Genomic DNA, 26,007 nt, shown 5'->3' on the forward strand with positions numbered 1-26,007 from the left:
GCATCCGTAGCTCAGCTGGATAGAGTACCCGGCTACGAACCGGGCGGTCAGGGGTTCGAATCCCTTCGGATGCACCATTTTTTTACGAACTTACACGCATCCGTAGCTCAGCTGGATAGAGCACTCGGCTTCGAACCGAGCGGTCAGGGGTTCGAATCCCTTCGGGTGCGCCATTTCGGTTGAATCCCGATATAATTCGAGTATACTAATCACACTAAATTTTGAATTGATTATCAATCTACTTTTTTCATATGATTTACTAGTTATATTCATTAAATAAATAATGTAGATAGATAACCCCTAATTAATGGACTTTTTTATGTTGGACCCTAATTTACTTCGAAATGAACTGGATCTTGTTGCTAACAAATTAGCTCGTCGTGGATTCAAATTAGATGTTGATACTATTCGACAACTGGAAGAAAAACGCAAAATATTACAAGTTGAGACCGAAAATTTACAAGCAGAACGTAATGCTCGCTCTAAAGCTATTGGTGAAGCAAAATCACGAGGAGAAGATATTACGGCTGTTCGTGAAGAAGTCAACAAACTTGGTGAAAAACTTAATAATGCGAAAATTGAGCTTGATACCTTACTCAATAAAATTAAAGACATCGTTGCCAATATACCTAATATTCCTGATGATTCTGTACCTGATGGTAAAGATGAAAAAAATAATGTCGAAATATCTCGGTTTGGTACACCAAGAACTTTTGATTTCCCAGTGCAAGATCATGTGGCATTAGGTGAACGATTTGGGGGGCTAGATTTTGCTGCCGGTGTAAAATTAACGGGAGCAAGATTTGTAGTAATGAAATCTCAAATCGCTCGCTTACATCGCGCTATAACCCAATTCATGTTAGATCTTCACACCGAACAACATGGTTATGCCGAAATCTATGTGCCTTATTTAGTTAACAATGCAACTTTATTTGGGACCGGTCAATTACCTAAATTCGCAGGTGATTTATTTCACACTAAACCATTAGTCGAAGAAGCTGAGACTAGCAACTATTCATTGATTCCAACTGCGGAAGTACCAGTGACTAATTTAGTGCGAGATGAAATTCTTGACGAAAATGTATTGCCGTTAAAAATGACAGCGCATACCCCATGTTTTCGCTCTGAGGCAGGATCTTACGGTAAAGACACTCGTGGTTTAATTCGTATGCATCAATTTGATAAAGTCGAACTTGTGCAAATTGTCAAGCCAGAAGAATCAATGAAGGCTTTAGAAGAGCTAACTGCTCATGCTGAGAAAGTATTACAATTACTTGAACTACCTTATCGTAAAATAGTGTTATGCACCGGTGATATGGGTTTTGGGTCATGTAAAACGTACGATCTGGAAGTATGGGTACCAGCGCAAAATACTTACCGTGAAATTTCTTCTTGTTCAAATATGTGGGATTTTCAGGCGCGACGTATGCAAGCAAGATATCGCAGTAAGGCAGATAATAAAACTTATTTAGTCCATACCCTAAATGGCTCAGGTTTGGCAGTAGGACGAACTTTAGTTGCGATTATGGAAAACTATCAACAAGCAGATGGAAGAATTAAAGTACCTTCAGTTTTAGTACCTTATATGAATGGTATTGAGTTTATTGGATAAAATAAGTTATATTACTCATATTGATAGCGCTAATAATTAGCGCTATTTTTTTATAAAACAAAGGGGAAAATGAATGATAAAAGGAGTGATACTTTCAATATTAGCATCATGTCTTTTTGGTTTGCTTTATTACTACCCTGTTTTATTACAACCGTTATCGGTGGTAGATATTTTTTGTTGGCGATTATTAACCTCGTTCCCCGCAATACTGGTATTAATTAGTATTGAAAAACAATGGTCTGCTATTTATATGTTATTTTACCGAATTAAACATCAACCATTATTTTTACTAGGTCTGTTATTTTCATCGCTGCTGCTTACCATCCAAATGATGATTTTTATTTGGGCACCGCTAAATGGTCATGGCTTATCAGCGTCGCTCGGTTATTTTTTACTACCATTATCCATGGTGATTTTCGGACAGTTATTCTATAAAGAAAAATTAAGCTTTTTGCAAAAAATAGCTGTAGGGCTTGCCGCACTAGGTGTAACCATTGAAATCTATAGTACCGGTGCATTTTCATGGGAGACTGCAGTTATTGCTTTGGGTTATCCAATTTATTTTATGACCAGAAGAAAATTACAAATAGAAGGTATAGCAGGAACATTTTCTGATTTCTTTTTTATTTTTTTAGGCTGTCTTGCTTTTTTTTCGATTAATTATAGTCTAGATAAAGCAATCAATGATATCTGTCACTTTCATATTTATCTCCCCATGCTAGGAATCATTACAGCAATTGCTTTTGCAATGTATTTTGTAGCAAGGCGATTACTACCAATGGGATTATTTGGCCTGCTAGGATATGTTGAACCAGTATTGCTAACCATTGTTTCGGTATTATTTTTACATGAATCAGTATCTTCCAAACATATAGCTTCTTATGGACTTATTTGGCTTGCTGTGTGCGTGCTTGCCTTAGAGGGTGGTATCTTTGTTTTGCGTGCGTTAAAACGCAAACGCATACGATAATGATTCATAAAAAAGCACTATCTTTAGTGCTTATTAGCGTAAATATCCCATAGTTTATTTACTAAATGTTACTGAGTGACCATAGCTTTCTAAAATAGATTGTATTTTGTCTAACGTTTCTCTTGGTGGTGCTTCAACACCTTCCAACATATATTTATCCCCTAGTGTTTCCCATTTGTAGGCACCTAACTTATGGTATGGCAATAATTCTACTCGCTCGATATTATTCATACCTTGAATAAATTGACCAAGTAAATGCGCCGAATTATCATCATCTGACCAACCAGGTACCACTACGTAACGAATCCAAGTCCTTTTATTAATTTTTTGTAGATATTTTGCAAATTCAAGCACACGTTTATTAGGCACACCAACTAATTTACGATGAATTTCATCGTTAATTTGTTTTAAATCCAACATAACAAGATCAGTAACATTCATTAACTCTTCAATAGTATGATCCAGCTGTCTAGCATAACCATTAGTGTCTAAACAAGTATGGATACCCTCTTGATGGCATGCTTTAAACCATTCTGTTACAAATTCAGCCTGCAAAGTTGCTTCACCACCTGATGCGGTTACCCCGCCTCCATTAGGCATAATAAAACTTTTGTAAGAAACAATTTCTTGCATAAGCTCATCAACCGTCACTTCTTTACCTGCTTTCAAATCCCAAGTATCGCGATTATGGCAATATAAGCAACGCATTAAACAACCTTGAAAAAAAACTATAAAACGAATTCCAGGCCCATCAACCGTACCAAAGGATTCAAATGAGTGAATTCGACCCTTAATTGGTTGCTTAGTTGTCATAATAATATTTTGTTCCATAAACATTCTCTAATAATACTCACATTACTTTTATGGTTTATTTTAACTCAGATGATGTTTAGCTTACACCAATTGTATTAATTGGATATTTGCTATAATTTTATTAAATTACATATAGCGTTAATAGGATTATTGCCACGAATAATATTTAAATCAAAACTAACATTGATTTCGATAACTACATTAAAAAAAATAGCGTCCAATATGGACGCTATCTGCGTGTATTGATTAACAACAATGACAAATATTACATTGACTGTGTAAAAGTACGTGTGATAACATCGTTTTGTTGCTCTTTAGTTAAAGAGTTAAAACGTACAGCATAACCAGAAACACGAATAGTTAATTGTGGATATTTTTCAGGATGCTCCATTGCATCTAACAATGTTTCACGATTCAATACATTCACATTTAAGTGTTGACCACCTTCTACTGTGGCTTCATGGTGGAAATAACCATCCATTAAACCAGCAAGATTACGTTTACGTACACTATCATCTTTACCTAACGCATTTGGTACGATAGAGAAAGTATAAGAAATACCATCTTTAGCATAAGCAAATGGAAGTTTTGCAACAGAAGTTAATGAAGCCACTGCACCTTTTTGGTCACGTCCATGCATTGGGTTAGCACCTGGTCCAAATGGTGCACCAGCACGACGTCCATCAGGTGTATTACCTGTTTTCTTACCATATACAACATTAGAAGTAATAGTTAATACTGATTGAGTAGGAATTGCATTACGATAAGTTTTAAGTTTTTGAATTTTCTTCATAAAACGTTCAACTAAATCAACAGCAATATCATCAACACGTGGATCATTGTTACCAAATTGAGGATATTCACCTTCAATTGCAAAATCAATAGCTAAACCATCTTCATCACGAACAGTTTTCACTTTCGCATATTTGATAGCAGATAATGAGTCAGCAGCAACAGAAAGACCAGCAATACCACATGCCATGGTACGAATAATATCTCGGTCATGTAGCGCCATTAATGAAGCTTCATAGCTGTATTTATCATGCATATAGTGAATCGCATTTAAAGCAGTAACATATTGTTTTGCTAACCAATCCATGAAATGATCTAAGCGAGCAAATACAGTATCAAAGTCTAAATATTCATCAGTGATTGGCTCCTCTTTAGGACCTACCTGCATTTTTAATTTTTCATCCACACCGCCATTGATTGCGTATAGAAGAGTTTTAGCAAGGTTAGCACGTGCACCAAAAAATTGCATTTGTTTACCAACGATCATCGGGCTTACACAACAAGCAATCGCGTAGTCATCGTTGTTAAAGTCAGGACGCATTAAGTCATCATTTTCATACTGTAAAGATGAAGTATCAATTGATACTTTAGATGCAAACTCTTTAAAACCACTAGGTAATTGTTCAGACCAAAGAATAGTCATATTTGGTTCTGGTGATGGTCCCATGGTATATAAAGTATTTAAGAAACGGAAAGATGTTTTAGTCACTAAAGTACGACCATCAACACCCATACCTGCAATAGATTCGGTTGCCCAAATTGGATCGCCTGAGAACAATTCATCATATTCAGGCGTACGTAGGAAACGAACCATACGTAATTTCATTACAAAATGGTCAACAATTTCTTGTGCATCTTTTTCAGTGATTAAACCTGCAGCAAGATCACGTTGGAAGTAAATATCAAAGAAAGTCGAAGTACGACCTAATGACATTGCAGCGCCATTTTGTGATTTAACTGCAGCTAAATAACCAAAATAAGTCCATTGCACAGCTTCTTGTGCAGTTGTTGCAGGTTTAGAAATATCAAAACCATATTTAGCAGCCATTTCTTTTATTTGACCAAGTGCACGATGTTGTTCGGCAATTTCTTCACGACGTTGCATTGTCATGGCTAAATCAACACCATTTTCAAAATCTGCTTGTAATGAATTAAATTGAGCAAATTTATCTTGCATTAAATAGTCAATACCATAAAGCGCTACACGACGGTAATCACCAATAATACGACCACGACCATAAGCATCAGGAAGACCTGTAATAACGCCTGATTTACGGCAACGAAGAATGTCTGGAGTATAAATATCAAAAACACCTTGGTTATGAGTTTTACGATATTCAGTAAAGATTTTTTTAACTAATGGATCGAGCGTTCTATTATATGCTTTACAAGAATTCTCGATCATTTTGATACCACCAAACGGAATAATTGCACGTTTTAATGGTTTTTCGGTTTGTAAACCAACAATTTTTTCTAGATTTTTTTCAATATAACCGGCATCATGAGCGGTAATAGTAGATATAACACTGGTATCAAAATCTACGGGCGCATGGGTAGCATTTTCGATTTTTATGCCTTCCATGACTTTTTCCCATAATTTAGTTGTAGCCTCAGTTGCTCCAGCTAAGAAAGACTCATCACCTTCATAAGGAGTATAATTTTTCTGGATAAAATCGCGAACATTGACATTATTTTGCCAATCACCTTCCTTAAAGCCCTTCCAAGCAACTGCTTGTACTTCATTTAAATTACTCATAGTTTTTACCTCAGGTTTTCAAAAACATATATTTGCCCTTTGCAATAAATAAGGGCAAATATTATACAATCAATGGGGCTTACGTAAATATAAAGCCCAATAAGGCAGTGCTACAGCTAGACCACCTAAAATATTACCTATAGTTACAGGAATTAAATTATTAAATATAAAATGCTCAATAGTCAGCGCTTTAAATTGATCCGGAGATATACCAACTGAAAGCCAAAATTCGGGAGAAGCAAAATTATTAATCACAATACCCATTGGAATCATAAACATATTAGCAATACTATGTTCAAAACCACTTGCAACAAACATTGCTACCGGTAAAACCATGATTAACATCTTATCTAATAAGCTCCGTCCAGCATAACTCATCCATGCGGCTAAACAGACCATTAAGTTGGCAAGGATACCAAGGCAAACAGCTTCAATAAAAGTATGATGTAATTTATGATCGGCGGTTTGTAATACATTTAATCCCCATAATCCATTGGCAACCATGTATTGACCAGAAAACCAGATAACCATTACAAACAATATTGCACCTACAAAGTTACCAACATAGACTAAAATCCAATTGCGGATCATTCGCATCCAACTTACTTTATGCGTCATCCGAGGCAAAATAGTTAACACAGTTGACGTGAATAAATCAGAACCACAGCAAACCACCAACATTAATCCTAAAGAAAAGCAAATACCACCAACCAATTTCGCTAAACCAAAAGCAACTGTTGCAGTTCCAGTTGTAACTGTAATATAAAAGACAAAAGCAATAGAAATAAAAACACCAGCAATGATGGCTGAAAGGATTGTACTACAAGGATGTTTACTTAATTTGTAATTGCCAACGTCTTCGGCTATTTGGGTCATTTGTGCGGGGGAAAATGAATCCACAATCTTATCAGTACTCAAAACTAACGTCCTCAAAAAAACTAGGGTTTTATGAGACAAATAGTATACTCAAAATTTGAAGTAGATCACCTTTTTTTTAATAAAAACTTTTAAAACTTAAAATCCATTAATTTTAAGGTAGGTAACTTAACTGCTTAAATAACTATCAGATCCATTTGATTAAGTTAATAATTTAAGCTACCTAACATTTATTCCTAGTGTTACCTGTTATCTAATATATTACTGACTTTTATAAGATAGTTACGCGATTCTTGTGATACATGTGAGGTAACTAATTTTCGATATACTTGCTGTGGTGTCATTGAATTAATGATATTAATAGCTTTATTACGATCATTTGAAAATGTACGTAGTACACTTCCTGCACCACCATTATAGGAAGTGATCATAGCGTAGCGTAATGAAATTGGATTATCAATACCTGCTAAATATTTAGTTTTTAGCAACGATAAGTAAGCCGTACCCATATCAACATTGTTACGTGGATCAAGCAAGAATTTTCTACTAGGCTCACCAGATTTACCTCGTAATTTAAAAATGTCGCGACCAGCGGTGTGCTGTTGTACTTGCATTAAACCTAGTGCATCACTACGGCTAACTGCATAAGGGTTAAATGCTGATTCGACTTCCATAATGGCTAAAATTAATCGTTCATCAATGAGATAACGATTTGAGGCTTCGGTGACGAGGGGTAAAAATTTTCGAGCTCGTTGGTTGATATGGTTAGGAACAAGTTTAATTTCAACATAAGTAATTTGATGAGGGCCAGATGTCCGCGTTCTTAAGCTATTAGCAAGCACATAATCAGCAAAGCTGTTGGCTCTACCACTCCAACGTATAGGTTGCCTTTCTTGATCAAGTACTTGATTATATAAAAAAGGTTCTTTTGTTAAATTTTGACTAGTTTTATCATGACGAATAATATCAACTGGCTCTGGCATCAATAATGTTGCAACAATAGCCTCTTTTAAAATATTTTCTGGCATATTTGACAGGGTTTCTATCGTAATTATACCAGAGACAAAGTTGATATGAACTCGCGTTTGCAAATTATCTTCATATTGAACATAATCTTTCGGTCCGGCAATAAGTACTTCTTTTGGCCCCCAAATTTGTTCGATATTATTTGCATACTGACTGATCAAAATGTTAAATGCATTAGTATCTTTAACATAATAGTCATCATTATTTGATTTTTTACTAAAACAACTGGTTAAAATGCTAACAAAAAAAATTAATATAATGATTTTTATATTATTTTTCATTTTATGTCTCAATTTTCAGGTTTATATCCATCGATAACAACATCACCACCTTCAAATAAAAATTTGACCATTTCAGTTTCAATTTTTTTTCGATGCTCTGGGTTCATCATATTAAGTTTATTTTCGTTAATTAACATAGTTTGTTTTTTTAGCCACTCTTGCCAAGCAAGTTTTGAAATCTCATCAAAAATACGTTTGCCAAGTTCACCAGGGTAAAGCTGAAAGTCGAGACCATCAGCTTCTTTTTTTAAAAAATGGCAGTAAATAACACGACTCATGTTTATCCTTATTTTAAATTCAATTAACGATTAAAAATTGATTATACATGAAAACAATTTATGAAAAGAAGAAAATTAATGAATATTTAACAATGCATATAAATTCATAATAACTGCATAATTATTTACTTTACTTGGTAAATAATTAGCATATTATAACAACTAAATAATTTAACTAAGGATGATTAAATGAAATCTCAGATAACACGTGAACTGTACGATAAAGTTATTTTACCTATTTATGCACCAGCTAATTTTATTCCCGTTAAAGGTAAAGGTAGCCGTGTTTGGGACCAAAATGGTGATGAATATATTGATTTTGCTGGTGGAATTGCAGTAAATGCCCTTGGTCATTGCCATCCTAAATTAGTTCAAACACTACATGAACAGAGCGAAAAGTTATGGCATGTAAGTAATGTGTTTACTAATGAACCAGCGTTACAACTTGCTCAAAAATTAATTGATAACACTTTTGCCGATCGCGTCTTTTTTGCTAACTCAGGAGCTGAGGCTAACGAAGCCGCATTTAAACTTGCCAGACATTATACCATTGAAAAATATAATCCTTATAAAACCAAAATTATTGCTTTTTATCAGTCATTTCATGGCCGTACTTTTTTTACCGTGTCAGTAGGTGGGCAAGCTAAATATTCTGATGGTTTCGGACCTAAACCTGCTGACATTATTCATGTACCATTTAATGATCTTAATGCGGTTAAAGCAGTTATGGATGATCATACTTGTGCAGTTGTGCTAGAGCCAGTGCAAGGTGAAGGTGGATTAGCTTCAGCGACACCAGAATTTTTACAAGGAGTACGAACACTTTGTGATGAATATAATGCGCTACTTATTTTTGATGAAGTACAATGTGGTATGGGCCGTACAGGCAGTTTATTTACTTATCAACAATATAATGTAATACCAGATATATTAACTTCAGCCAAGGCTCTTGGTGGTGGTTTCCCAATTAGTGCAATGTTAACGACTGAAGAGATTGCATCGGTTATGCATCCAGGTGTTCATGGTACTACATATGGCGGAAACCCACTTGCTTGTGCGGTAGGATGTGCTGCTTTTGATATCATCAATACCCCTGAAGTACTTGAAGGGGTACTAAAACGTCGGGCAATATTTATTGAACAACTTGAAAATATCAATGATAAATTTAAAGTTTTTCGTGAATATCGAGGTAAGGGGTTATTACTTGGGGTTGAGTTACAACCACAATTTTATAATAAAGCCCGCGATTTTTTAAATATGGCGACAGAGTTTAACGTGATGATTTTAAATGCCGGACCAAATGTGCTACGTTTTACACCTTCATTGATTATATCAGAAGACGAAATAACACAAGGCATGAGACGCTTTGCAAAAGCGGTCGAAACAGTTGTCAATTCTTGAGTTTTTCTATACAGTAACAGCATTTTAATTGATTAAGTGCCATGACTGTACTTAAAGGATACTTATTTATGACTGATATTCGTCCATTAAATTACGCCAAAACCCATTTTATTTTAAGTGCGCCTGATATTTCTCATCTGCCAATTGATAATGGTGTTGAAGTCGCTTTTGCAGGGCGTTCTAATGCCGGCAAATCCAGCGCGCTTAATACCTTAACTAATCAAAAAAGTTTAGCCAGAACCAGTAAAACACCTGGTCGCACTCAATTGATTAATCTTTTTGAAATCGAAGAAAACTGTCGTTTGGTGGATTTACCTGGTTATGGCTATGCACAAGTCCCTGAAGCTATCAAACGTAAATGGCAAAAATCATTAGGTGAATATTTACAAAAACGTGAAAGTCTTAAAGGATTAATTGTATTAATGGATATTAGACATCCATTAAAAGATTTAGATCAGCAGATGATTGAATGGGCGGTTTCTGTTAACATTCCTGTGATGTTACTTTTGACTAAAGCAGATAAACTAGCTTCGGGAGCACAAAAAAAACAAGTTAATATGGTAAAAGAAGCAATTTTACCTTTTCAAGGTGATATTACCGTTGCGCCTTTTTCTTCACCAAAACGAATTGGACTTGAACCTTTAAAACATAAGTTAAATGAATGGTTTAATCTCCTATAATTTGTTATATATTTACTAAATGTCGTTTTATAATGTAAATTGTTATTCACAATCGGACAGTAAACGATATTGCTATGATAATTTGATATGAAGCAATAAACTGGCAAAATCGAACGACGATATTGAATATTATCATCATTTGTTCGTTTTTACTGTATTTTAATTTAATCTAAATACAAATAAAACCATTGAGGTAAACATCTCATGCATAGTTCAGCATTTGCATTTCATACTTTATCACCCGATCTTATTGTTGCCAGTTTAGCATCAATTGGCATACGCATTGACTCAGGTTTAACGGCTTTAAATAGTTATGAAAATCGTGTCTATCAATTTTGTGATGAAGATCGGCAACGCTATGTTGCTAAATATTATCGCCCACATCGCTGGCATCGCGAACAAATTCTTGAAGAACACCAGTTTACAAAACAACTGTTAGATAACGAAATCCCTGTTATTGCGCCATTAACCTTCAATAATACCACCTTACATGAATATCAAAATTATCTGTTTGCACTTTTCCCAAGTGTTGGCGGTAGACAATTTGAAACAGATAACATTGAGCAAATGGAATCGGTGGCAATGTTACTTGGCCGTATTCATCAAATTGGTGCTCAGCAACCATTTGCCTATCGTCCAACTATAGGGCTTGATGAATATCTTTATCAGCCTCAAGAAATTTTATTGACTAGTTCTGTTATTCCTAAACAAGTGCAATCAGAGCTTAAAACAACATTAAACCAATTGATTAAAATTGTACAACAGCATTGGCATAATGACTGGCAGGCAATTCGTTTACATGGTGATTGCCATGCTGGGAATATTTTATGGCGAGATGGTGCAATGATTGTCGATTTTGACGATGCTCGAAATGGTCCGGCAATTCAGGATGTATGGATGCTTTTATATGGTGAAAAACAAGAACAACGCTTACAATTAGATATGTTAATTGAACTGTATCAAGAATTTTATGAGTTTGATATTAACCAGCTCAAGCTTATTGAACCATTAAGAGCAATGAGAATGATTCATCATCTAGCATGGATCATTCAACGTTGGCAAGACCCAGCCTTCCCTATCGCATTCCCTTGGATAACTGATCTGGATTTTTGGTATCAACAGCTAGTAATATTTAAACAACAAATTCAGGCAATTAAATCGCCACCAATACAATTAATTTCAAGAATGTGACATACATTTGATATTAGTGAATACTTGCTAGCAAGGATTATTTTATAACTTTCAATAAAACAATAATAGATAAGTGATATATTAAATTAATCTAGTAATTTCAATAAAATAGGTAATGTTGGGCTTTGTTCGATTAGTCTTTCTTTTTGCTGTTTGGTCAGTCGCTTGATTTTATATTCAAGTTTAAGAGCGGTTGAAAGGTCACCAATCATAATTTGATAAACCACAGTGAGATCTTTATGCCCTTTTAAGTATTTAGCACCTTTATTATGTTGATGTTGATGTTGATGTAAACGCCTAGCCACATTCGTTGTAATGCCAGTATAAAGCGTTTGCTTTGCAGTTCTAATAATGTATAGAAACCATATTGATGTTTTAACTGACATAATAAGACATACAAAATGAAAATATAATAACATTTTTATATTTAATGCTGGTATATCAAATTAGTTTTTAGATTGATAATGATTAGTAAATATCTACCTCACTTGTTAGTCTAAATAGTGCTGTTCCGTTTACTTTGCAAGAGATAATGTTTAAGATAGATCAATTTTTTGGAGTATTTTGAGGTTATTAATTTGAATAATTTTGCAAAAATTATTGAAATGCAACGTGGTGATATTAAATTTGCTTATGTTGAAAATGATGAAATAAATTATTTAGCTCTTTTTGATCAATTTTTAGCAGAAGAAGGGCATCATGAACTACTCGATCCTAGTGATAGAATTGAAAGATATACTTACTTAATCAACCATAATCAAACCAAGTTTATTTTTAAAATCGATGGTGGAGTTGAGCACCGTTTAGAACGACGACTTATTGCCAAAATTACAGGTGATTTTTATTTTAATTTGATTCATAAACTCGCCAAAATGTCACTTGATAAATGTGATGTTGCCTACGAACTTTATTTAGTTGCTTTCGATCAAAAAACTAAACGCCACTATATGATATTCAATTTTATTGAAGGTCGTTCATTGCAATGGGAAGAAATGAAAGATTATGGTGATCAAATAAAAGACTGTATCGAAAAACTACATAGTTACAATTTAGTTTCGAATGATATCCATGGTGGCAATTTTATTTTAACACCAGATGGGAAAATCAAAGCAATTGATTTGACTAACTCTGGATTTATCTGGCTTACCAAGGCCAATGATGCAATCGAATTAAGGGATCGCTTTGATATAAAAATTAAAGTCCCTTTTTTAGCTATGGCTTTTAAAGAATTTGCCCATGGTTTTAAACGTATATCGCGTAAACTACGTGGTAAAGAGGTCTAAATTTAGTAGCGATTAGCTGTGAGGAAAGCTTTCCTCACATTAATAAATTTTATAATATAAACTCTATAAATCATTAGCATATTTTTTAAAACATCAATCATTGCTAAACAAGTAAAGCAACTGTTCATATAACTTAAATTATTAGTTCACCTTGATCGATTGCTAGCAAATACGTTAATAAATAGATAGAATTAACTAAATCAGCCGGAAAAAGGATATAACATGAGGAAGTTAATCGCACTTTTTGTTGCATTAATGCTAACTAGCTGTGCATCTCAAAAAATGGCGTCAATTTATCAGATGGAAGGTATTGAAATAACCAAAAATTCATCAGATGTTGATATCTTAAATAAATATCGTACTTCTCGTGTAATTACTACTATTCACTCTTCATTATCACTTTGTATTGCGCAAGAGCTTGATAATACTCCTGTTGTACTGACAAGTGAAAACCATTTTGGTTCCCATTGGTGGTTTTCTAATAATATACCTAATCAACAAGCAATAACAGTTAATAGCGGTGAATCAATTAAGCTGATAGAAGGTAACAGCATAGTAGCTAATGCAATAACAGACTATCATTACTATTCCAAATATTTTGTTAGTTATACCTTAACAGCAACTCGTGATAAAAATAATATTCATTATTTATTCAGTAATATCAAACAAGCACAACAATACACAGGCTCTGTAGTTAATGACGGGTTTGAGAGTGTAAAAACACTCCAAAGTGCACATCCAAACTTGGTTATTGAGGCGTTAAACAAAGAAGTCGATAAAATTCAAGCATGTTTATTACAATAAGCTAAGATTAAATAACATAGATATATTGTAAAGATGTTTCAGGTCTACTATACGTTTGCGTATATTTATCGACAACCTAGCTATTACTATTTAATAGCTAGTTAAGATTGAACAAAAATGGAATAAATTAACCATAACATTTTTCAAAAAAATAAACTGTCTAACTGATATTTCGAAATATCGGTCTTAATTTTAATAATAACTTCGTGTTCAAAAAATAAATGACATAAAGTTATATCAATGCATATTTAATTTAACTTTTCCGAAAAAATGCTACCAGATCTGGATATAGCATATCATTATTAATGATGTAGCTACCATGATCATGATTAGGTATTATTTTCAATTGTGAGTCGGGTAGATTATCGGCAATTTGACTAAATAAAGCAGGATGATAAATATCGTTTTCAGCAGCTATAATTAAAGTTGGTATAGTAATTTTATTTAATGAGTTTATCTCTATATTAGGTTGTTCTAGCATCATTTTAAGCAAAGGATCACCTGTTTTAGCATAATGTTGTTGTACATATTTATAACTTTCTTGGGTAAAATCTGATGGTTTTAAATTTACACCTAATAATGCCATTTTTTTTATCACTGCCTGGTCACGTAACGCTAACAATAATGCAATAATAGCACCGTCACTAAAACCAATCAGATTAACTGCGTTAAGATGCAGCTCTTTAATTAAGGCCTCGATATCATCAGCCATAACGTTATAATCGTAAACAGTCGTTTTATCACTGCGACCATGATTACGGCTATCAACTGCATAAACCGTAAAATCCGATCGTAATTTAGCAATTAATGGTGAAAAAATCTGATGATCTTCTCCATTGCCATGCAATAAAATCATAGCTTCGCCATCTCCTGTTTTTTGATAGTAAAGATTCACTCCATTAACACTAATCATATTTCCCTCAGTAACAATAAGTTATTACTGGAAAATAGTATAGCTTTATTGCTATTTTTTACTATCAATATTTCAATATGATATAGCTTTACAACGCTATATTATTATTTCTCTTTCTCACTAAATATTATTTGTGGTCAGTTCAAAAACCCGTTATATTTGTATTTATATAACGAACATAATTATAAATTAATTAATGCATGATATGTTTTAGTAAGGATGAACGATGAAAAAATATAAACATTATTTACAACAGCTAGGATTATTTTTAGTACTTTGTTTAACATTTACTTGCGAAGCGAAACAAATAACTGATCAACTTAATCGTACCATCGAGATCCCAGATAAAGTCGAAAGGGTAGTGGTGCTGCAACATCAAACATTAAATCTAATTGTGCAACTTAACCGTCAAGATGCTATCGTTGGTGTACTCTCATCATGGCAAAAGCTATTAGGAAAAGATTATGTTAAGTTAGCCCCTAATTTAGCTACAATGCCAACTCCTGGAGATTTAACTTCAGTAAATATTGAAAGTTTAGTAGCACTTAATCCACAAGTGGTATTTGTCGCTAACTATGCACCAAAGGAAATCATTGAGCAAATTGAAAAGTTTAACATACCAGTCATTGCCATTTCTTTACGAAAAGATTTAGCAACAGAAGCCAACAAAATTAATCCAACCATGGTGGATGAAGAAACCACCTATAATGAAGGTTTAAAAGAAGGTATTTTATTAATTGGTGAAGTTTTAAACGCCCAAAATGAAGCTGAAACGTTAATTGATTATACTTTTATAAATCGACAAATTGTTACAGATCGCTTAAAAAATATCGCTCCAGAAAAACGCATCCGTGTGTATATGGCCAATCCTGATTTAACTACTTATGGTTCAGGTAAATATACTGGTCTAATGATGGAGCACGCTGGCGCTATTAATGTTGCCGCTAAAACAATTCAAGGTTTTAAACAAGTTACCATTGAAAATGTTATGCAATGGAATCCACAAGTTATTTTTGTGCAAAATAGATATCCACAAGTAGTTGAAAGTATTTTAACTGACAACTTATGGCAAAATATTGATGCGGTAAAACAAAAACATATTTACTTAATGCCCGAATATGCCAAAGCTTGGGGTTATCCAATGCCAGAAGCATTAGCTATTGGTGAATTATGGATGGCAAAAAAATTATATCCCGAATTATTTGCTGATATTGATATGCAAAAGCAAGCTGATGATTACTATTTACGTTTTTATCGAACTCATTATCAAGGATTATAATAGATTTGATATGACATTATTACCACATCAACGTATTCTTATTGGGCTGATTGTTATCACATTAGGATTAGCCCTATTTTCATTGTTTTTAGGACATTATTTGATATCTGTTAACCAGATTTTTAACCTGCTTAGTTTCCCTTTTTATGTTAACCAAGATCAATTGTTAACATTTCAACAGCAAATTATCTGGCAAGTTCGAATACCAAGAATATTGTTAGCTTTTTTTGCTGGCGCTGGATTGGCATTATGCGGAGCAGTACTGCAAGGATTATTTTATAATCCTTTGGTTGATCCACATGTCATTGGTGTAACTTCAAGTGCCGCTTTTGGTGGTACATTGGCCATTTTATTAAACTACTCTACTTTTGGATTGATCGTTTTAGCCTTTTTATTTGGCACCTCAACTTTATTGTTGATCTTTATTCTCATTAAAAGTCTAAAACAAAGCAATATATTAATGCTGGTATTAATAGGACTTGTATTAAGCGGTTTTTTTAGTGCATTAGTTAGTTTGATGCAATATTTAGCCGACACTGAAGAAAAACTACCGAGTATTGTCTTTTGGTTACTCGGTAGTTTTGCTACTGCAAATTGGGATAAATTAATCATATTGTCAATCCCAACTATTATTGCTAGCTATTTATTAATTCGGTTAAGTTGGCGAATAAATATATTATCTTTAGGTGATAACGAAGTAAAAGGTTTAGGAATCCCAGTATTATTTTCTCGTTGGCTAATATTGATATTATGTACCTTAATTATCTCAGTTCAAGTGGCAGTAAGCGGTTGTATCGGTTGGATAGGCTTAATTATTCCTCACGCAGCCCGATTATTAGTTGGTGGCAATCATCAACGTTTACTGCCAATTGCATTTTGGTTAGGAGGTGGATTTATGATAGTAATTGATGATATGGCGCGTTTAATAAGCACAGCTGAAATACCTCTTGGCATTATTACGGCTTTAATTGGCGCTCCTTGTTTTGTGATACTCTTACGCCAACAAATTTTATCGAGAGCTTAATATGTCATTAACCATGTTAAACACTCATGACTTAGTCTGCGGTTATCAAGTTGATAATCCTTTGACCTCACCAATTAATATTATGGTAAATAAAAATGACATCGTGGCAATTTTAGGTACTAATGGTCAAGGAAAAACGACTTTTTTAAATACTTTAATGGGTATTAATCAACCGTTATCAGGTCAATTTGAATGTAGTTACCCATGTTGTTATGTACCACAAAATTTTTTATGCACTATTGACTATGCTGTATGGGAAATTGTTGTTATGGGAAGTGTAAAACAGTGGGGACTATTTGGCAAACCCAGTAAAAAAATATTACAGTTAGTGAAAGAAAGTTTAAATCATTTAGGATTAGAGAATTATTATTCTCACCCTTTTTCTCAACTTTCTGGCGGACAAAAACAACTTGTTTTAATTGCTCGGGCATTATTAACGAAAAACAAAATACTTTTGTTAGATGAACCGACTAGCGCTTTAGATCTTTTTAATCAAAAAAAAGTATTACATATTTTAACTTCATTAGTTAAACAACGTGATTTAACAATTATTTTTACTACCCACGATCCTGCTCATGCAATGACCATTGCTAATAAAGTTTTATTACTCGATAACAAGAGTTATCAATATGGATTAACCGATTGTTTATTAACTGAAAGTAATTTAAGTCAACTATACCGTATTACTATGAAAAAAATAACGTTGACCAATATACATACCATTATTCCTATTTATGACTATGAGAAATAATTTATAATGAATAAACTTAATATCTATGCCGCAGGCAGTTTACGCCTGGCTTTTGCAGATTTAGCAAAACTATTTACCCAAATTCATCCAACTGAAATTGATATGCAATTTGCCCCAGCTGGATTGTTGTGTGAAAAGATTATACAAGAAACAGCTCATCCATTTGCTCACTTATTTGCCTCAGCAAATACCATTTATCCACAGAATTTAGTGATTAAAGGGCTGGCTATATCACAGTATATTTTTGCGCATAATCGCTTGTGTTTAACCGTGCGTAATCAACCTCAATGGACATCTTATGATGCTTTAACACTATTATTAGATCCTAATACCCGAATTGGAATCTCTACGCCTAAAAAAGATCCATCTGGCGATTACGCATTTGCATTATTTGATAAGATTGATAGCCATTATCAAGGTATGGGGGAACAATTAAAAAAACGAGCTAAACAATTAGTAGGTGGTTCATTAACTACTTCGACACCAACAGGAATGCTTCCAGCAGAATACTTATTATTAAATAATACCGTCGATGTTTATATTGGTTATGCAAATTATGCATCGAAAATTTTGCAAAATTCGCAATTAGCAATTATTGAACTGCCAATCGACTTTAACCCAGCAATTAACTATAGCATCGCATTACTTAATCATTCACATCCGCAAGCTAAATTGTTTATCGATTTTCTACTTAGCAGTCAGGGACAAAAGTGTTTACAAAGAAATGGTTATATAAAAAAAGCATAAATATGATAGAAACTCTATCACCTTATTTTCCATATATAATTATTATATATTTATTCATTTTGTTTTGTTTGCATATATACTTTTTTGGTTTAAAAAATTTTTTTATTTGTAATATGCCCACATATACTGTAATTAATTAAGAACATTAAAATTTAAACATTATTTATCCATTGTGATCTCATCTAGTGATAAACTAAAGCTAGGCACAAATACATCTAAAAAGTAATCCATTTCGGGACTGTTGCGATCCGATAAGGTCTTTTTTAGACGTTGCTCAGCTAATCTAAACTCATTATTACCTGCACTGAGTTCTTCAATCGTTTTAAGATAAGCACATAACGCGTCAGCCTGTTTTATAATATTTTTTTCTGTTTCTTCATAAAAATTGTCATCTATCAAAGATCTAAAATCCTCTTGTAACTCTTTTGGTAACATATTAATTAGTTTATTTTGTGCTATTTTTTCAATCTTTTTATATTCAGCAGTTATTTGTGGATTGTAATACTTCGTGGGCGTTGGTAAATCACCTGTAATTACTTCTGAAGCATCATGGTACATTGCTAAGAGCGCAATACGTTCAGGATTAACTTTACCATTAAATCGTTTGTTTTTTATAATCGCAAGCGCATGTGCTACAAAAGCAACTTGCAGACTATGTTCTGATACATTCTCTGTTCTAACATTACGCATTAATGGCCAACGATTAATGAGCTTTAAACGTGATAAATGAGCAAAAAAATGGCTTTCATTCATATATAATTCTCTTTGATTACAAAAAATAAAAACGCTCCCATTAATAATGGAAGCGTTTATAAATAAAATTCTATTTATTAATAAAATTACAGCTATGCTAATACAAGTTGCTGAGTACCTAAGGCAACAGGAACAATTTGCTCGTCTGTAAATGTCACATATTCCCATGCATCTTGTTTTGCTAATAATGCTTGTAATAACTGATTATTTAATGCATGACCTGATTTATAGCAAACCACTTCCCCAATCATATTATGACCACTCATGTATAAATCACCAATGGTATCAAGCATTTTATGGCGTACAAATTCATCTTCAAAACGTAAACCATCTTCATTCAATACTTTATAGTCGTCAACGACAATCGCACAATCTAAGCTCCCGCCTAAACATAAACCTTTTGATTGTAATGCTTCAATATCACGCATAAAACCAAAAGTTCTTGCTCGACTAATCTGACGAATAAAGGATTCTGATGAAAAATCTAACTGGTAACGTTGCGAACTACTATCAATAGCTGGATGATTAAAATCAATGGTAAAATCTAATCTAAATCCATTAAATGGCCTAACTTCAGCCCATTTATCACCAACTTCAACACGAACCGTTTCTTTAATTCGTAAGAATTTTTTTAATGCCTGTTGCTCGGTAATACCTGCATCAAGTAATAAGTAAACAAAAGGGCTTGCACTACCATCCATAATTGGAATTTCAGGTGCGTTGACTTCAATAATAATATTATCAATACCTAGCCCTGCTAATGCAGAATTGATATGTTCAACAGTTGAAATACGAACGTTATCTTGATTAACCAAACATGTACAAAGCATAGTATCACGCACTGATTTTGCATCAACTGGAAAATCAACTGATGGATTTAAATCAGTACGACGATAAATAACTCCTGTATTTTCAGGCGCAGGACGCAATGTCAAAGTAACTTTTTTGCCTGTATGCAGACCAACACCTGTTGCTTGTATTGTCTTTTTTAATGTTCTTTGTTTCACTTTGCACCTACTCTATTAATTGCTTTTATTCATGTTTGACAATAAAAAATCAAATAAGTTCACTATTAATTTGCCTGCTTACGAATAAATGCAGGTATATCTAAAATTTTATGCTCTTCAAGCGAAGATATGGATTGTTCATTAACTGCCTTAGCTAATTTATCTTCTTGCTGTTCCATCAAGTTATTTTGTCCAAATAGTGAATTTTGTGTAATCGGTTTGGTAATTTTCACTTCGGGACGTTTATCCATACCGATACCGGTCGCAACGACAGTTACCCGGATTTCATCAGACATATCTGGATCAAAGGTTGTTCCAACAACAACTGTTGCATTATCAGAAGCAAATGCCCGAACAGTACTACCAACTGTTTCAAACTCTTCTAAACCAAGATCTAAACCAGCTGTGACATTAACTAATACGCCACGCGCACCAGATAAATCAATATCTTCAAGTAGTGGGCTTGAAATTGCCATTTCAGCAGCTTCTTCGGCTCGATTATCACCACTAGCACGACCGGATCCCATCATCGCATAGCCCATTTCAGACATCACTGTTCTTACGTCAGCGAAGTCAACATTAATATGACCTGGTTTAGTAATTAGTTCTGCAATTCCTTGTACCGCACCTTTTAAAACACCATTAGCTGCAGCAAAGGCATCTAATAATTTAACCCCACGACCTAATACTTTTAATAATTTATCATTTGGGATAGTAATTAGCGAGTCAACATGTTTAGCTAACTCAGCAATTCCTTGTTCAGCAAAAGCCATACGCTTTTTACCTTCAAAAGCAAAAGGCTTTGTTACAACTGCAACTGTTAAAATACCTAATTCTTTGGCAATTTCAGCAACAACAGGGGCTGCTCCGGTGCCAGTCCCGCCCCCCATTCCTGCTGCAATAAAAACCATATCAGCACCTTCAATCGCACTTCGGATTACTTCTCGGTCTTCTTCAGCAGAATTTCTACCTACTTCAGGATTAGCTCCCGCACCAAGTCCTTTAGTAACATTAGTACCGATTTGAATAGTCTGACTTACCTTAATTCTTTTTAATGCTTGTGCATCCGTATTTGCAGCAAAAAATTCAACACCTTCGATATGCTCAGCAATCATATGTTCGACAGCATTACCACCACCACCGCCGACACCAATAACTTTAATGACTGCTGCTGGCTCATCATCTGCAACCATTGGCTCAAACATAACTTATCTCCACATTTACGATATTAGGACATTGTACAGATAACAGTCTACGATGTCCATGAAGTTCTTGTAATATATTAGCTAAAATTCTTTCTTAAACCAACTGGTCACTCGTTTAGCTAGCGCTTTTAATGATGATTTGTTTCTATCTTTAACATCATCGTTTAATAAATTTTGTTTTCCATAATGTAATAAACCTACTGTAGTTGAACAATAAGGTTTTTGTACATAGTCTGTTAATCCTGATATATTTAATGGTTGACCTACACGAACTTGATTTTGAAAAACTTTTTCAGCGCATTCTACCATACCTTTTATTTGAGAAGCTCCACCTGTTAATACAATACCTGCCGCCAATTGATATTTGACATTCTGTTTTTTAAGTTCATCTTGAAGTATTATCAACTCTTTTTGAACCAACGATAATAATTCTGAATAACGCGGTTCTATGACATCTACTAATGTTTGTCTTTGTAATGAGCGGGAAGGTCGACCACCAACGCTTGGTACATCAATCACTTCATCCTTACCAATTAACGATCCTACTGCACATCCATAACGTATTTTAATATTTTCAGCATCCATTGGTGGTGCGCCAAATGCATAAGCGATATCGCTAGTGACCACATTGCCAGCATAAGGAATTACAACTGAATGTTGTAAAGCACCGCCGGTATAAACAGTGACATCCATGGTACCGCCACCCATATCAATCACACAAACACCGAGTTCTTTTTCGTCATCGGTTAACACTGCATAACTAGAGGCTAAACCAGAAAAAATAAGTTGATCTACTTTTAATCCACAACGTTCAACTGCTTTCACGATGTTTCTTGCCATATCATTATGACAAGTGATTAAATGAACTTTGGCTTTCATTCGAACGCCTGAAAGACCTATTGGATTTTTAATGCCTTCTTGCAAATCAATAGAATACTCTTGTGCTATCACATGTAATATGCGGTGTTCATCTAGAATTCTAACTGATTTGGCGGTATGAACAACATTTTCAACATCATCAGCTGTAACTTCTTCTTCTGATATTGGAACCATACCGATTTCATTTTGACAACGGATGTGTTTACCGGAAAGACTTAAATAAACAGAAGATATCTGGCAATCAGCCATTAATTCAGCTTGATCTATAGCTCGTTGGATTGATTTCACAACTGACTCTAGATCATTAACACCACCTTTATCGACACCTTTTGATGGGCAATGTCCTACCCCAATAATATTGACAATACCATCAGGAAGAACTTCACCAACGAGTGCTAGGACTTTGGACGTGCCTACTTCTAGTCCAACGACCAATTTTTTTTCTGTTGCTTTCATACTTCAGCCTCAATCATTCGTTATTGCACCGTTTTTTCTTTTATCACCGAAATACCGCTTTCATAGCGTAAATCAGCGACAGTGATTCTTTCATCTTTTGGTATTCTTACCTGAATTTCAGGCAGCAATTTAATAAATTGTTGATATCTTTGCTCAATATTTTCACTTCCTAATATTAATTTCATTTCCTGATTTTCTGGACAAAAACCTGCTATACATTGTTTTATTGTTAGTTGCCAAGCATTTCGTTCATCGGTTACAGTTGATTTTATCTGCAATGTTAACCCACTACTAGCTAATTTCTTTGAAAGATCATTAAATTTATAATAAATTTTCACAATTGCTTTTTCTTTGCCCTCAGGGCCATAAAGTTTTGGTAATTGTCTTTCAACAAAATGGTCTAGTGGCACATTAAAAATGTTTCCATAATTATCTAGTAAAAACAGATCATTCCAATAAAATGCTGGTTTATATTCTTCTATAGATACAATTAATCTGTCAGGCCACTGCTTACGTACACTAGCTTGCTTAATCCAAGGGAATTGCATTATTTCTTGTTGAATATCATCAACATTTTGTCCAATATAAGTATTAGGTAAACCCAATCCTAAAATTGCTTGTCGAATATCATCTTCACCAGTGTAAGCATGATCACCATTTAATACCAATTGTGACAATACCATTTGTTCAGGATTATCTATCCAATTTTTGAAACTTGTGACAACCCAAACACTGACAGAAATAATCAAAATAAAAAATAAAAAACCAATCAATTGTTTTGTACTACGAAAAATAATTAATCGTCTTTTTTCTTTATCATCTCGTCTTCGTTCCGCTTGCCGAACTTGTTTCATAAAATAGAGCCAATTAGACAGTTGCCAGATTTAAGATTCGACACACAAGTTCACTAAATGACCAACCATTTTGTTTTGCTGCCATTGGAACTAAACTATGATCTGTCATACCTGGTGCTGTATTTACTTCAAGTAAATATGGATTTTGATTAGCATCAAACATAATATCTACCCGTCCCCAACCTCGGCATCCAACCGCTTTATATGCATCCAGGGCTAACTTACGAATCTGTTGTTCTTTATCATCCGATAAACCACTAGGACAAAAATATTGTGTTGAATCTGACAAATATTTCGCATCATAATCATAAAAATTAGTTGCGGGTTTAATATAAATAGATGGCAGTACTTCTTCACCTACAATTGCTACAGTAAATTCTGGGCCCGCTAAAAATGATTCAATCATTACATTGCTATCATATTTAAAAGCAAGTTCAATCGCTGCTGTTAATTCTGACTCTTCATTAACACGAGTCATACCAACACTTGAACCTTCATGGCTAGGTTTAACAAACAATGGCAATCCAAGTTGTTTAACAATGGCATGTACATTGAATGATTGAGATTTATCTACCATAACATAATCAGCAACTGGTAAGTTTGAAGCCTTCCAGACCAACTTTGTTTTTAACTTATCCATCGTAAGTGCAGATGATAGTACATCACTACCTGTATAAGGTATATTTTGGTAGGTTAAAATTGCTTGAACAATACCATCTTCACCACCTCGTCCGTGAAGAATCACAAAAGCTTTGGTAAACCCTTCTTCTTTTAAATGGGTAATTGGATGATTTTTAGTGTCAATAAGATGTGCATCAATCCCACCAGCTAATAATCCAGCCAGCACAGCATTACCTGATTTAAGTGACACTTCACGTTCAGCAGATGTTCCACCATACAATATCGCAATTTTATCAATCATTATGTACCTCTTTTAAAAATAATTGAGTGTTAATAAGCTGACGTGCAATACGCCCAACACTTCCAGCACCTTGAGTTAGCAAAAGATCGTTTCCTTGTAAAACTTCGTTCATGATTTCGGGTAAAAGCTCTAAATCGGAAACATAAATTGGATCAACTTTACCGCGATTTCGAATTGAACGACATAATGAGCGACTATCTGCACCGGCAATGGGCTGCTCACCAGCAGAATAGACATCTAACATCACCAAGGCATCAACTTGGGAAAGTACTTGGGCAAAATCATCAAACAGATCTCGAGTACGGGTATATCTATGCGGTTGAAAAATCATGACTAAACGACGATCTGGCCAACCGTTGCGAGCGGCTTGAATTGTTGCATTTACTTCACTTGGATGATGACCATAATCATCAACTACCATAATATCACCGCCATTGAGGTGAGGGTAAAAGCCTAACAAATCAAAACGTCGATTGGTGCCTGCAAATTTAGCCAACGCATTAATTATTGATTCATCATCTATACCATCTTCCGTTGCCACAATAATTGCTGCAACAGAATTTAGAGCATTATGTTTTCCTGGTGCATTTAATTCTATATGTAAATCATTTCGATTTGGGCGACTAACCGTGTAATAACTTTTACCTTGTTCTTGACGGTAATTTTTTATCACTACATCTGCTTCTTGATTAAAACCATAAGTGATTATTTTACGTCCAACAACCGGTAATAATTCCTTATTAATTGGATCGTCATAACATATAACCGCTAAACCATAAAAAGGAAGATTACGTAAAAAAGAGATAAATGTTTGTTTAAGATTTTCTACTTTGCCTTGATAGGTATCCATATGATCGGGTTCAATATTCGTAACGATAGATACCATTGGTTGTAAATGTAAAAATGATGCATCACTTTCATCGGCTTCAGCGATAAAGTAACGACTACTACCTAATTGAGCATGAGTACCTGCTGCTTTAACTAAACCGCCATTGACAAAAGTTGGGTCGAGTTTTGCTTCAGCATATATTGCTGTTACCATTGCTGTAGTAGTGGTTTTGCCATGAGTTCCAGCAACCGCAATACCATAACGAAAGCGCATCAATTCAGCTAACATTTCCGCTCGTTGAATTACGGGAATTCGAGCTTCACGGGCGGCCACAACTTCAATATTATCTTGTGCAATAGCAGAAGAAATAACAACTACACTTGAATTAAGCACATTTTCGGCGGTGTGACCAATAACAATTTTTACGCCTAATGTTTCTAAATGCTGGGTAACTGCATTTTCAGTGATATCAGAACCACTAATTTGATAACCTTCATTAGCAAGAACCTCAGCAATTCCACCCATACCCGCGCCACCAATACCCACAAAATGGATATGTTTAACCCGTTTCATTTCGGGAATAATTGCTCTTAATTCTGCTAACTTTTTTATATTCACTATTTAA

Annotated in this window: 25 protein-coding genes and 2 tRNA genes; 13 read left to right on the forward strand and 14 right to left on the reverse strand. The window is 34.3% G+C overall.

The window, feature by feature from the left end:
- The 4 genes from Q0K76_RS08150 (at nt 1) to rarD (ending at nt 2,582) form a co-directional block, all read left to right on the forward strand.
- Nucleotides 1-77 (forward strand) — tRNA-Arg (locus Q0K76_RS08150).
- A 19-nt stretch (nt 78-96) separates the two neighbouring features.
- Nucleotides 97-173: transfer RNA gene (locus Q0K76_RS08155), tRNA-Arg, on the forward strand.
- Between the two features lie 146 nt (nt 174-319).
- Nucleotides 320-1,612 carry a serine--tRNA ligase gene (gene serS, locus Q0K76_RS08160; protein WP_294614119.1) on the forward strand — a complete coding sequence of 431 codons (1,293 nt, stop codon included), beginning with the start codon at nt 320-322 and terminating at the stop codon, nt 1,610-1,612.
- A gap of 73 nt (nt 1,613-1,685) precedes the next feature.
- Complete coding sequence (rarD, locus tag Q0K76_RS08165) at nt 1,686-2,582, forward strand: EamA family transporter RarD (protein ID WP_294614122.1); 897 nt, start codon at nt 1,686-1,688, stop codon at nt 2,580-2,582.
- A gap of 54 nt (nt 2,583-2,636) precedes the next feature.
- Here the strand turns inward: rarD and pflA are convergent, their stop codons facing one another.
- The 5 genes from pflA to Q0K76_RS08190 form a co-directional block, all read right to left on the reverse strand.
- Nucleotides 2,637-3,413, reverse strand: coding sequence for a pyruvate formate lyase 1-activating protein (gene pflA, locus Q0K76_RS08170; protein WP_294614125.1), 777 nt, complete (start codon nt 3,411-3,413; stop codon nt 2,637-2,639).
- Between the two features lie 247 nt (nt 3,414-3,660).
- On the reverse strand, nt 3,661-5,943 hold the full coding sequence (gene pflB / locus Q0K76_RS08175) for a formate C-acetyltransferase (RefSeq protein WP_294614128.1): 2,283 nt from the start codon (nt 5,941-5,943) through the stop codon (nt 3,661-3,663).
- Nucleotides 5,944-6,012: 69 nt separating this feature from the next.
- Complete coding sequence (gene focA, locus Q0K76_RS08180) at nt 6,013-6,861, reverse strand: formate transporter FocA (RefSeq protein ID WP_294614131.1); 849 nt, start codon at nt 6,859-6,861, stop codon at nt 6,013-6,015.
- Between the two features lie 200 nt (nt 6,862-7,061).
- Entirely contained in the window at nt 7,062-8,126 is a 1,065-nt protein-coding gene (gene mltC, locus Q0K76_RS08185; RefSeq protein ID WP_294614134.1) for a membrane-bound lytic murein transglycosylase MltC, read from the reverse strand.
- Nucleotides 8,127-8,134: 8 nt separating this feature from the next.
- Nucleotides 8,135-8,404 carry an oxidative damage protection protein gene (locus tag Q0K76_RS08190; RefSeq protein WP_294614137.1) on the reverse strand — a complete coding sequence of 90 codons (270 nt, stop codon included), beginning with the start codon at nt 8,402-8,404 and terminating at the stop codon, nt 8,135-8,137.
- Between the two features lie 189 nt (nt 8,405-8,593).
- Between Q0K76_RS08190 and Q0K76_RS08195 the strand changes: the two genes are divergently transcribed.
- From Q0K76_RS08195 to Q0K76_RS08205, 3 genes are all read left to right on the forward strand, one after another.
- Nucleotides 8,594-9,805, forward strand: coding sequence for an aspartate aminotransferase family protein (locus tag Q0K76_RS08195; RefSeq protein WP_294614141.1), 1,212 nt, complete (start codon nt 8,594-8,596; stop codon nt 9,803-9,805).
- Between the two features lie 68 nt (nt 9,806-9,873).
- Complete coding sequence (gene yihA / locus Q0K76_RS08200; RefSeq protein ID WP_363322442.1) at nt 9,874-10,485, forward strand: ribosome biogenesis GTP-binding protein YihA/YsxC; 612 nt, start codon at nt 9,874-9,876, stop codon at nt 10,483-10,485.
- Between the two features lie 204 nt (nt 10,486-10,689).
- On the forward strand, nt 10,690-11,676 hold the full coding sequence (locus Q0K76_RS08205) for a serine/threonine protein kinase (RefSeq protein WP_294614144.1): 987 nt from the start codon (nt 10,690-10,692) through the stop codon (nt 11,674-11,676).
- Between the two features lie 86 nt (nt 11,677-11,762).
- On the opposite strand, the gene Q0K76_RS08210 is transcribed toward Q0K76_RS08205, so the two are convergent.
- The gene (locus tag Q0K76_RS08210) at nt 11,763-12,062 is read right to left on the reverse strand and encodes a GIY-YIG nuclease family protein (RefSeq protein ID WP_294614147.1); all 300 of its coding nucleotides are present in this window, start codon (nt 12,060-12,062) and stop codon (nt 11,763-11,765) included.
- A 192-nt stretch (nt 12,063-12,254) separates the two neighbouring features.
- On the opposite strand from Q0K76_RS08210, the gene Q0K76_RS08215 reads away from it, so the two are divergent.
- Nucleotides 12,255-12,959 (forward strand): lipopolysaccharide core heptose(II) kinase RfaY, encoded by a 705-nt coding sequence (locus Q0K76_RS08215; protein WP_294614149.1) that lies wholly within the window; start codon nt 12,255-12,257, stop codon nt 12,957-12,959.
- Between the two features lie 222 nt (nt 12,960-13,181).
- Nucleotides 13,182-13,763 carry a hypothetical protein gene (locus Q0K76_RS08220; protein WP_294614152.1) on the forward strand — a complete coding sequence of 194 codons (582 nt, stop codon included), beginning with the start codon at nt 13,182-13,184 and terminating at the stop codon, nt 13,761-13,763.
- A 253-nt stretch (nt 13,764-14,016) separates the two neighbouring features.
- Here Q0K76_RS08220 and Q0K76_RS08225 read toward each other — a convergent pair whose 3' ends face one another.
- Nucleotides 14,017-14,676, reverse strand: coding sequence for an alpha/beta hydrolase (locus tag Q0K76_RS08225; RefSeq protein ID WP_294614155.1), 660 nt, complete (start codon nt 14,674-14,676; stop codon nt 14,017-14,019).
- A gap of 226 nt (nt 14,677-14,902) precedes the next feature.
- On the opposite strand from Q0K76_RS08225, the gene Q0K76_RS08230 reads away from it, so the two are divergent.
- From Q0K76_RS08230 to modA, 4 genes are read left to right on the forward strand one after another with little or no spacing between them, the layout of a single operon-like run.
- The gene (locus Q0K76_RS08230) at nt 14,903-15,955 is read left to right on the forward strand and encodes an ABC transporter substrate-binding protein (protein ID WP_294614158.1); all 1,053 of its coding nucleotides are present in this window, start codon (nt 14,903-14,905) and stop codon (nt 15,953-15,955) included.
- A gap of 10 nt (nt 15,956-15,965) precedes the next feature.
- The gene (locus Q0K76_RS08235) at nt 15,966-16,979 is read left to right on the forward strand and encodes an iron ABC transporter permease (protein ID WP_294614161.1); all 1,014 of its coding nucleotides are present in this window, start codon (nt 15,966-15,968) and stop codon (nt 16,977-16,979) included.
- A 1-nt stretch (nt 16,980) separates the two neighbouring features.
- On the forward strand, nt 16,981-17,730 hold the full coding sequence (locus Q0K76_RS08240; RefSeq protein ID WP_294614164.1) for an ABC transporter ATP-binding protein: 750 nt from the start codon (nt 16,981-16,983) through the stop codon (nt 17,728-17,730).
- Between the two features lie 6 nt (nt 17,731-17,736).
- Nucleotides 17,737-18,477 carry a molybdate ABC transporter substrate-binding protein gene (gene modA, locus Q0K76_RS08245; RefSeq protein ID WP_294614166.1) on the forward strand — a complete coding sequence of 247 codons (741 nt, stop codon included), beginning with the start codon at nt 17,737-17,739 and terminating at the stop codon, nt 18,475-18,477.
- Between the two features lie 159 nt (nt 18,478-18,636).
- Here the strand turns inward: modA and yfbR are convergent, their stop codons facing one another.
- The 7 genes from yfbR to murC form a co-directional block, all read right to left on the reverse strand.
- The gene (yfbR, locus tag Q0K76_RS08250; protein WP_294614169.1) at nt 18,637-19,230 is read right to left on the reverse strand and encodes a 5'-deoxynucleotidase; all 594 of its coding nucleotides are present in this window, start codon (nt 19,228-19,230) and stop codon (nt 18,637-18,639) included.
- A 92-nt stretch (nt 19,231-19,322) separates the two neighbouring features.
- The gene (lpxC, locus tag Q0K76_RS08255; protein WP_294614172.1) at nt 19,323-20,237 is read right to left on the reverse strand and encodes a UDP-3-O-acyl-N-acetylglucosamine deacetylase; all 915 of its coding nucleotides are present in this window, start codon (nt 20,235-20,237) and stop codon (nt 19,323-19,325) included.
- Nucleotides 20,238-20,302: 65 nt separating this feature from the next.
- Entirely contained in the window at nt 20,303-21,442 is a 1,140-nt protein-coding gene (gene ftsZ, locus Q0K76_RS08260) for a cell division protein FtsZ (protein WP_294614175.1), read from the reverse strand.
- A gap of 81 nt (nt 21,443-21,523) precedes the next feature.
- Complete coding sequence (ftsA, locus tag Q0K76_RS08265) at nt 21,524-22,777, reverse strand: cell division protein FtsA (RefSeq protein WP_294614178.1); 1,254 nt, start codon at nt 22,775-22,777, stop codon at nt 21,524-21,526.
- Nucleotides 22,778-22,797: 20 nt separating this feature from the next.
- Nucleotides 22,798-23,631 carry an FtsQ-type POTRA domain-containing protein gene (locus Q0K76_RS08270; protein WP_294614181.1) on the reverse strand — a complete coding sequence of 278 codons (834 nt, stop codon included), beginning with the start codon at nt 23,629-23,631 and terminating at the stop codon, nt 22,798-22,800.
- A 13-nt stretch (nt 23,632-23,644) separates the two neighbouring features.
- A complete protein-coding gene (locus tag Q0K76_RS08275) occupies nt 23,645-24,553 on the reverse strand; it encodes a D-alanine--D-alanine ligase (RefSeq protein ID WP_294614184.1) in 909 nt (302 codons plus the stop codon).
- Nucleotides 24,546-26,000, reverse strand: coding sequence for a UDP-N-acetylmuramate--L-alanine ligase (gene murC, locus Q0K76_RS08280; protein WP_363322443.1), 1,455 nt, complete (start codon nt 25,998-26,000; stop codon nt 24,546-24,548). The genes Q0K76_RS08275 and murC overlap by 8 nt, the downstream gene beginning before the upstream one ends.
- Between the last annotated feature and the right edge of the window lie 7 nt (nt 26,001-26,007).

Source organism: uncultured Gilliamella sp., assembly GCA_945271295.1.
In the GTDB taxonomy this organism is placed as follows: domain Bacteria; phylum Pseudomonadota; class Gammaproteobacteria; order Enterobacterales; family Orbaceae; genus Gilliamella.

Excerpts from the sequence above, each read along its gene's own strand:
- Q0K76_RS08240 (WP_294614164.1), top strand. The coding sequence starts at position 16,981 with ATGTCATTAACCATGTTAAACACTCATGACTTAGTCTGCGGTTATCAA.
- Q0K76_RS08275 (WP_294614184.1), bottom strand. The coding sequence starts at position 24,553 with ATGATTGATAAAATTGCGATATTGTATGGTGGAACATCTGCTGAACGT.
- pflB (WP_294614128.1), bottom strand. The coding sequence starts at position 5,943 with ATGAGTAATTTAAATGAAGTACAAGCAGTTGCTTGGAAGGGCTTTAAG.
- serS (WP_294614119.1), top strand. The coding sequence starts at position 320 with ATGTTGGACCCTAATTTACTTCGAAATGAACTGGATCTTGTTGCTAAC.
- Q0K76_RS08195 (WP_294614141.1), top strand. The coding sequence starts at position 8,594 with ATGAAATCTCAGATAACACGTGAACTGTACGATAAAGTTATTTTACCT.
- Q0K76_RS08220 (WP_294614152.1), top strand. The coding sequence starts at position 13,182 with ATGAGGAAGTTAATCGCACTTTTTGTTGCATTAATGCTAACTAGCTGT.
- pflA (WP_294614125.1), bottom strand. The coding sequence starts at position 3,413 with ATGGAACAAAATATTATTATGACAACTAAGCAACCAATTAAGGGTCGA.
- rarD (WP_294614122.1), top strand. The coding sequence starts at position 1,686 with ATGATAAAAGGAGTGATACTTTCAATATTAGCATCATGTCTTTTTGGT.
- yfbR (WP_294614169.1), bottom strand. The coding sequence starts at position 19,230 with ATGAATGAAAGCCATTTTTTTGCTCATTTATCACGTTTAAAGCTCATT.
- Q0K76_RS08190 (WP_294614137.1), bottom strand. The coding sequence starts at position 8,404 with ATGAGTCGTGTTATTTACTGCCATTTTTTAAAAAAAGAAGCTGATGGT.
- modA (WP_294614166.1), top strand. The coding sequence starts at position 17,737 with ATGAATAAACTTAATATCTATGCCGCAGGCAGTTTACGCCTGGCTTTT.
- Q0K76_RS08205 (WP_294614144.1), top strand. The coding sequence starts at position 10,690 with ATGCATAGTTCAGCATTTGCATTTCATACTTTATCACCCGATCTTATT.
- Q0K76_RS08235 (WP_294614161.1), top strand. The coding sequence starts at position 15,966 with ATGACATTATTACCACATCAACGTATTCTTATTGGGCTGATTGTTATC.
- Q0K76_RS08225 (WP_294614155.1), bottom strand. The coding sequence starts at position 14,676 with ATGATTAGTGTTAATGGAGTGAATCTTTACTATCAAAAAACAGGAGAT.
- Q0K76_RS08210 (WP_294614147.1), bottom strand. The coding sequence starts at position 12,062 with ATGTCAGTTAAAACATCAATATGGTTTCTATACATTATTAGAACTGCA.
- mltC (WP_294614134.1), bottom strand. The coding sequence starts at position 8,126 with ATGAAAAATAATATAAAAATCATTATATTAATTTTTTTTGTTAGCATT.
- Q0K76_RS08270 (WP_294614181.1), bottom strand. The coding sequence starts at position 23,631 with ATGAAACAAGTTCGGCAAGCGGAACGAAGACGAGATGATAAAGAAAAA.
- yihA (WP_363322442.1), top strand. The coding sequence starts at position 9,874 with ATGACTGATATTCGTCCATTAAATTACGCCAAAACCCATTTTATTTTA.
- ftsZ (WP_294614175.1), bottom strand. The coding sequence starts at position 21,442 with ATGTTTGAGCCAATGGTTGCAGATGATGAGCCAGCAGCAGTCATTAAA.
- ftsA (WP_294614178.1), bottom strand. The coding sequence starts at position 22,777 with ATGAAAGCAACAGAAAAAAAATTGGTCGTTGGACTAGAAGTAGGCACG.
- Q0K76_RS08230 (WP_294614158.1), top strand. The coding sequence starts at position 14,903 with ATGAAAAAATATAAACATTATTTACAACAGCTAGGATTATTTTTAGTA.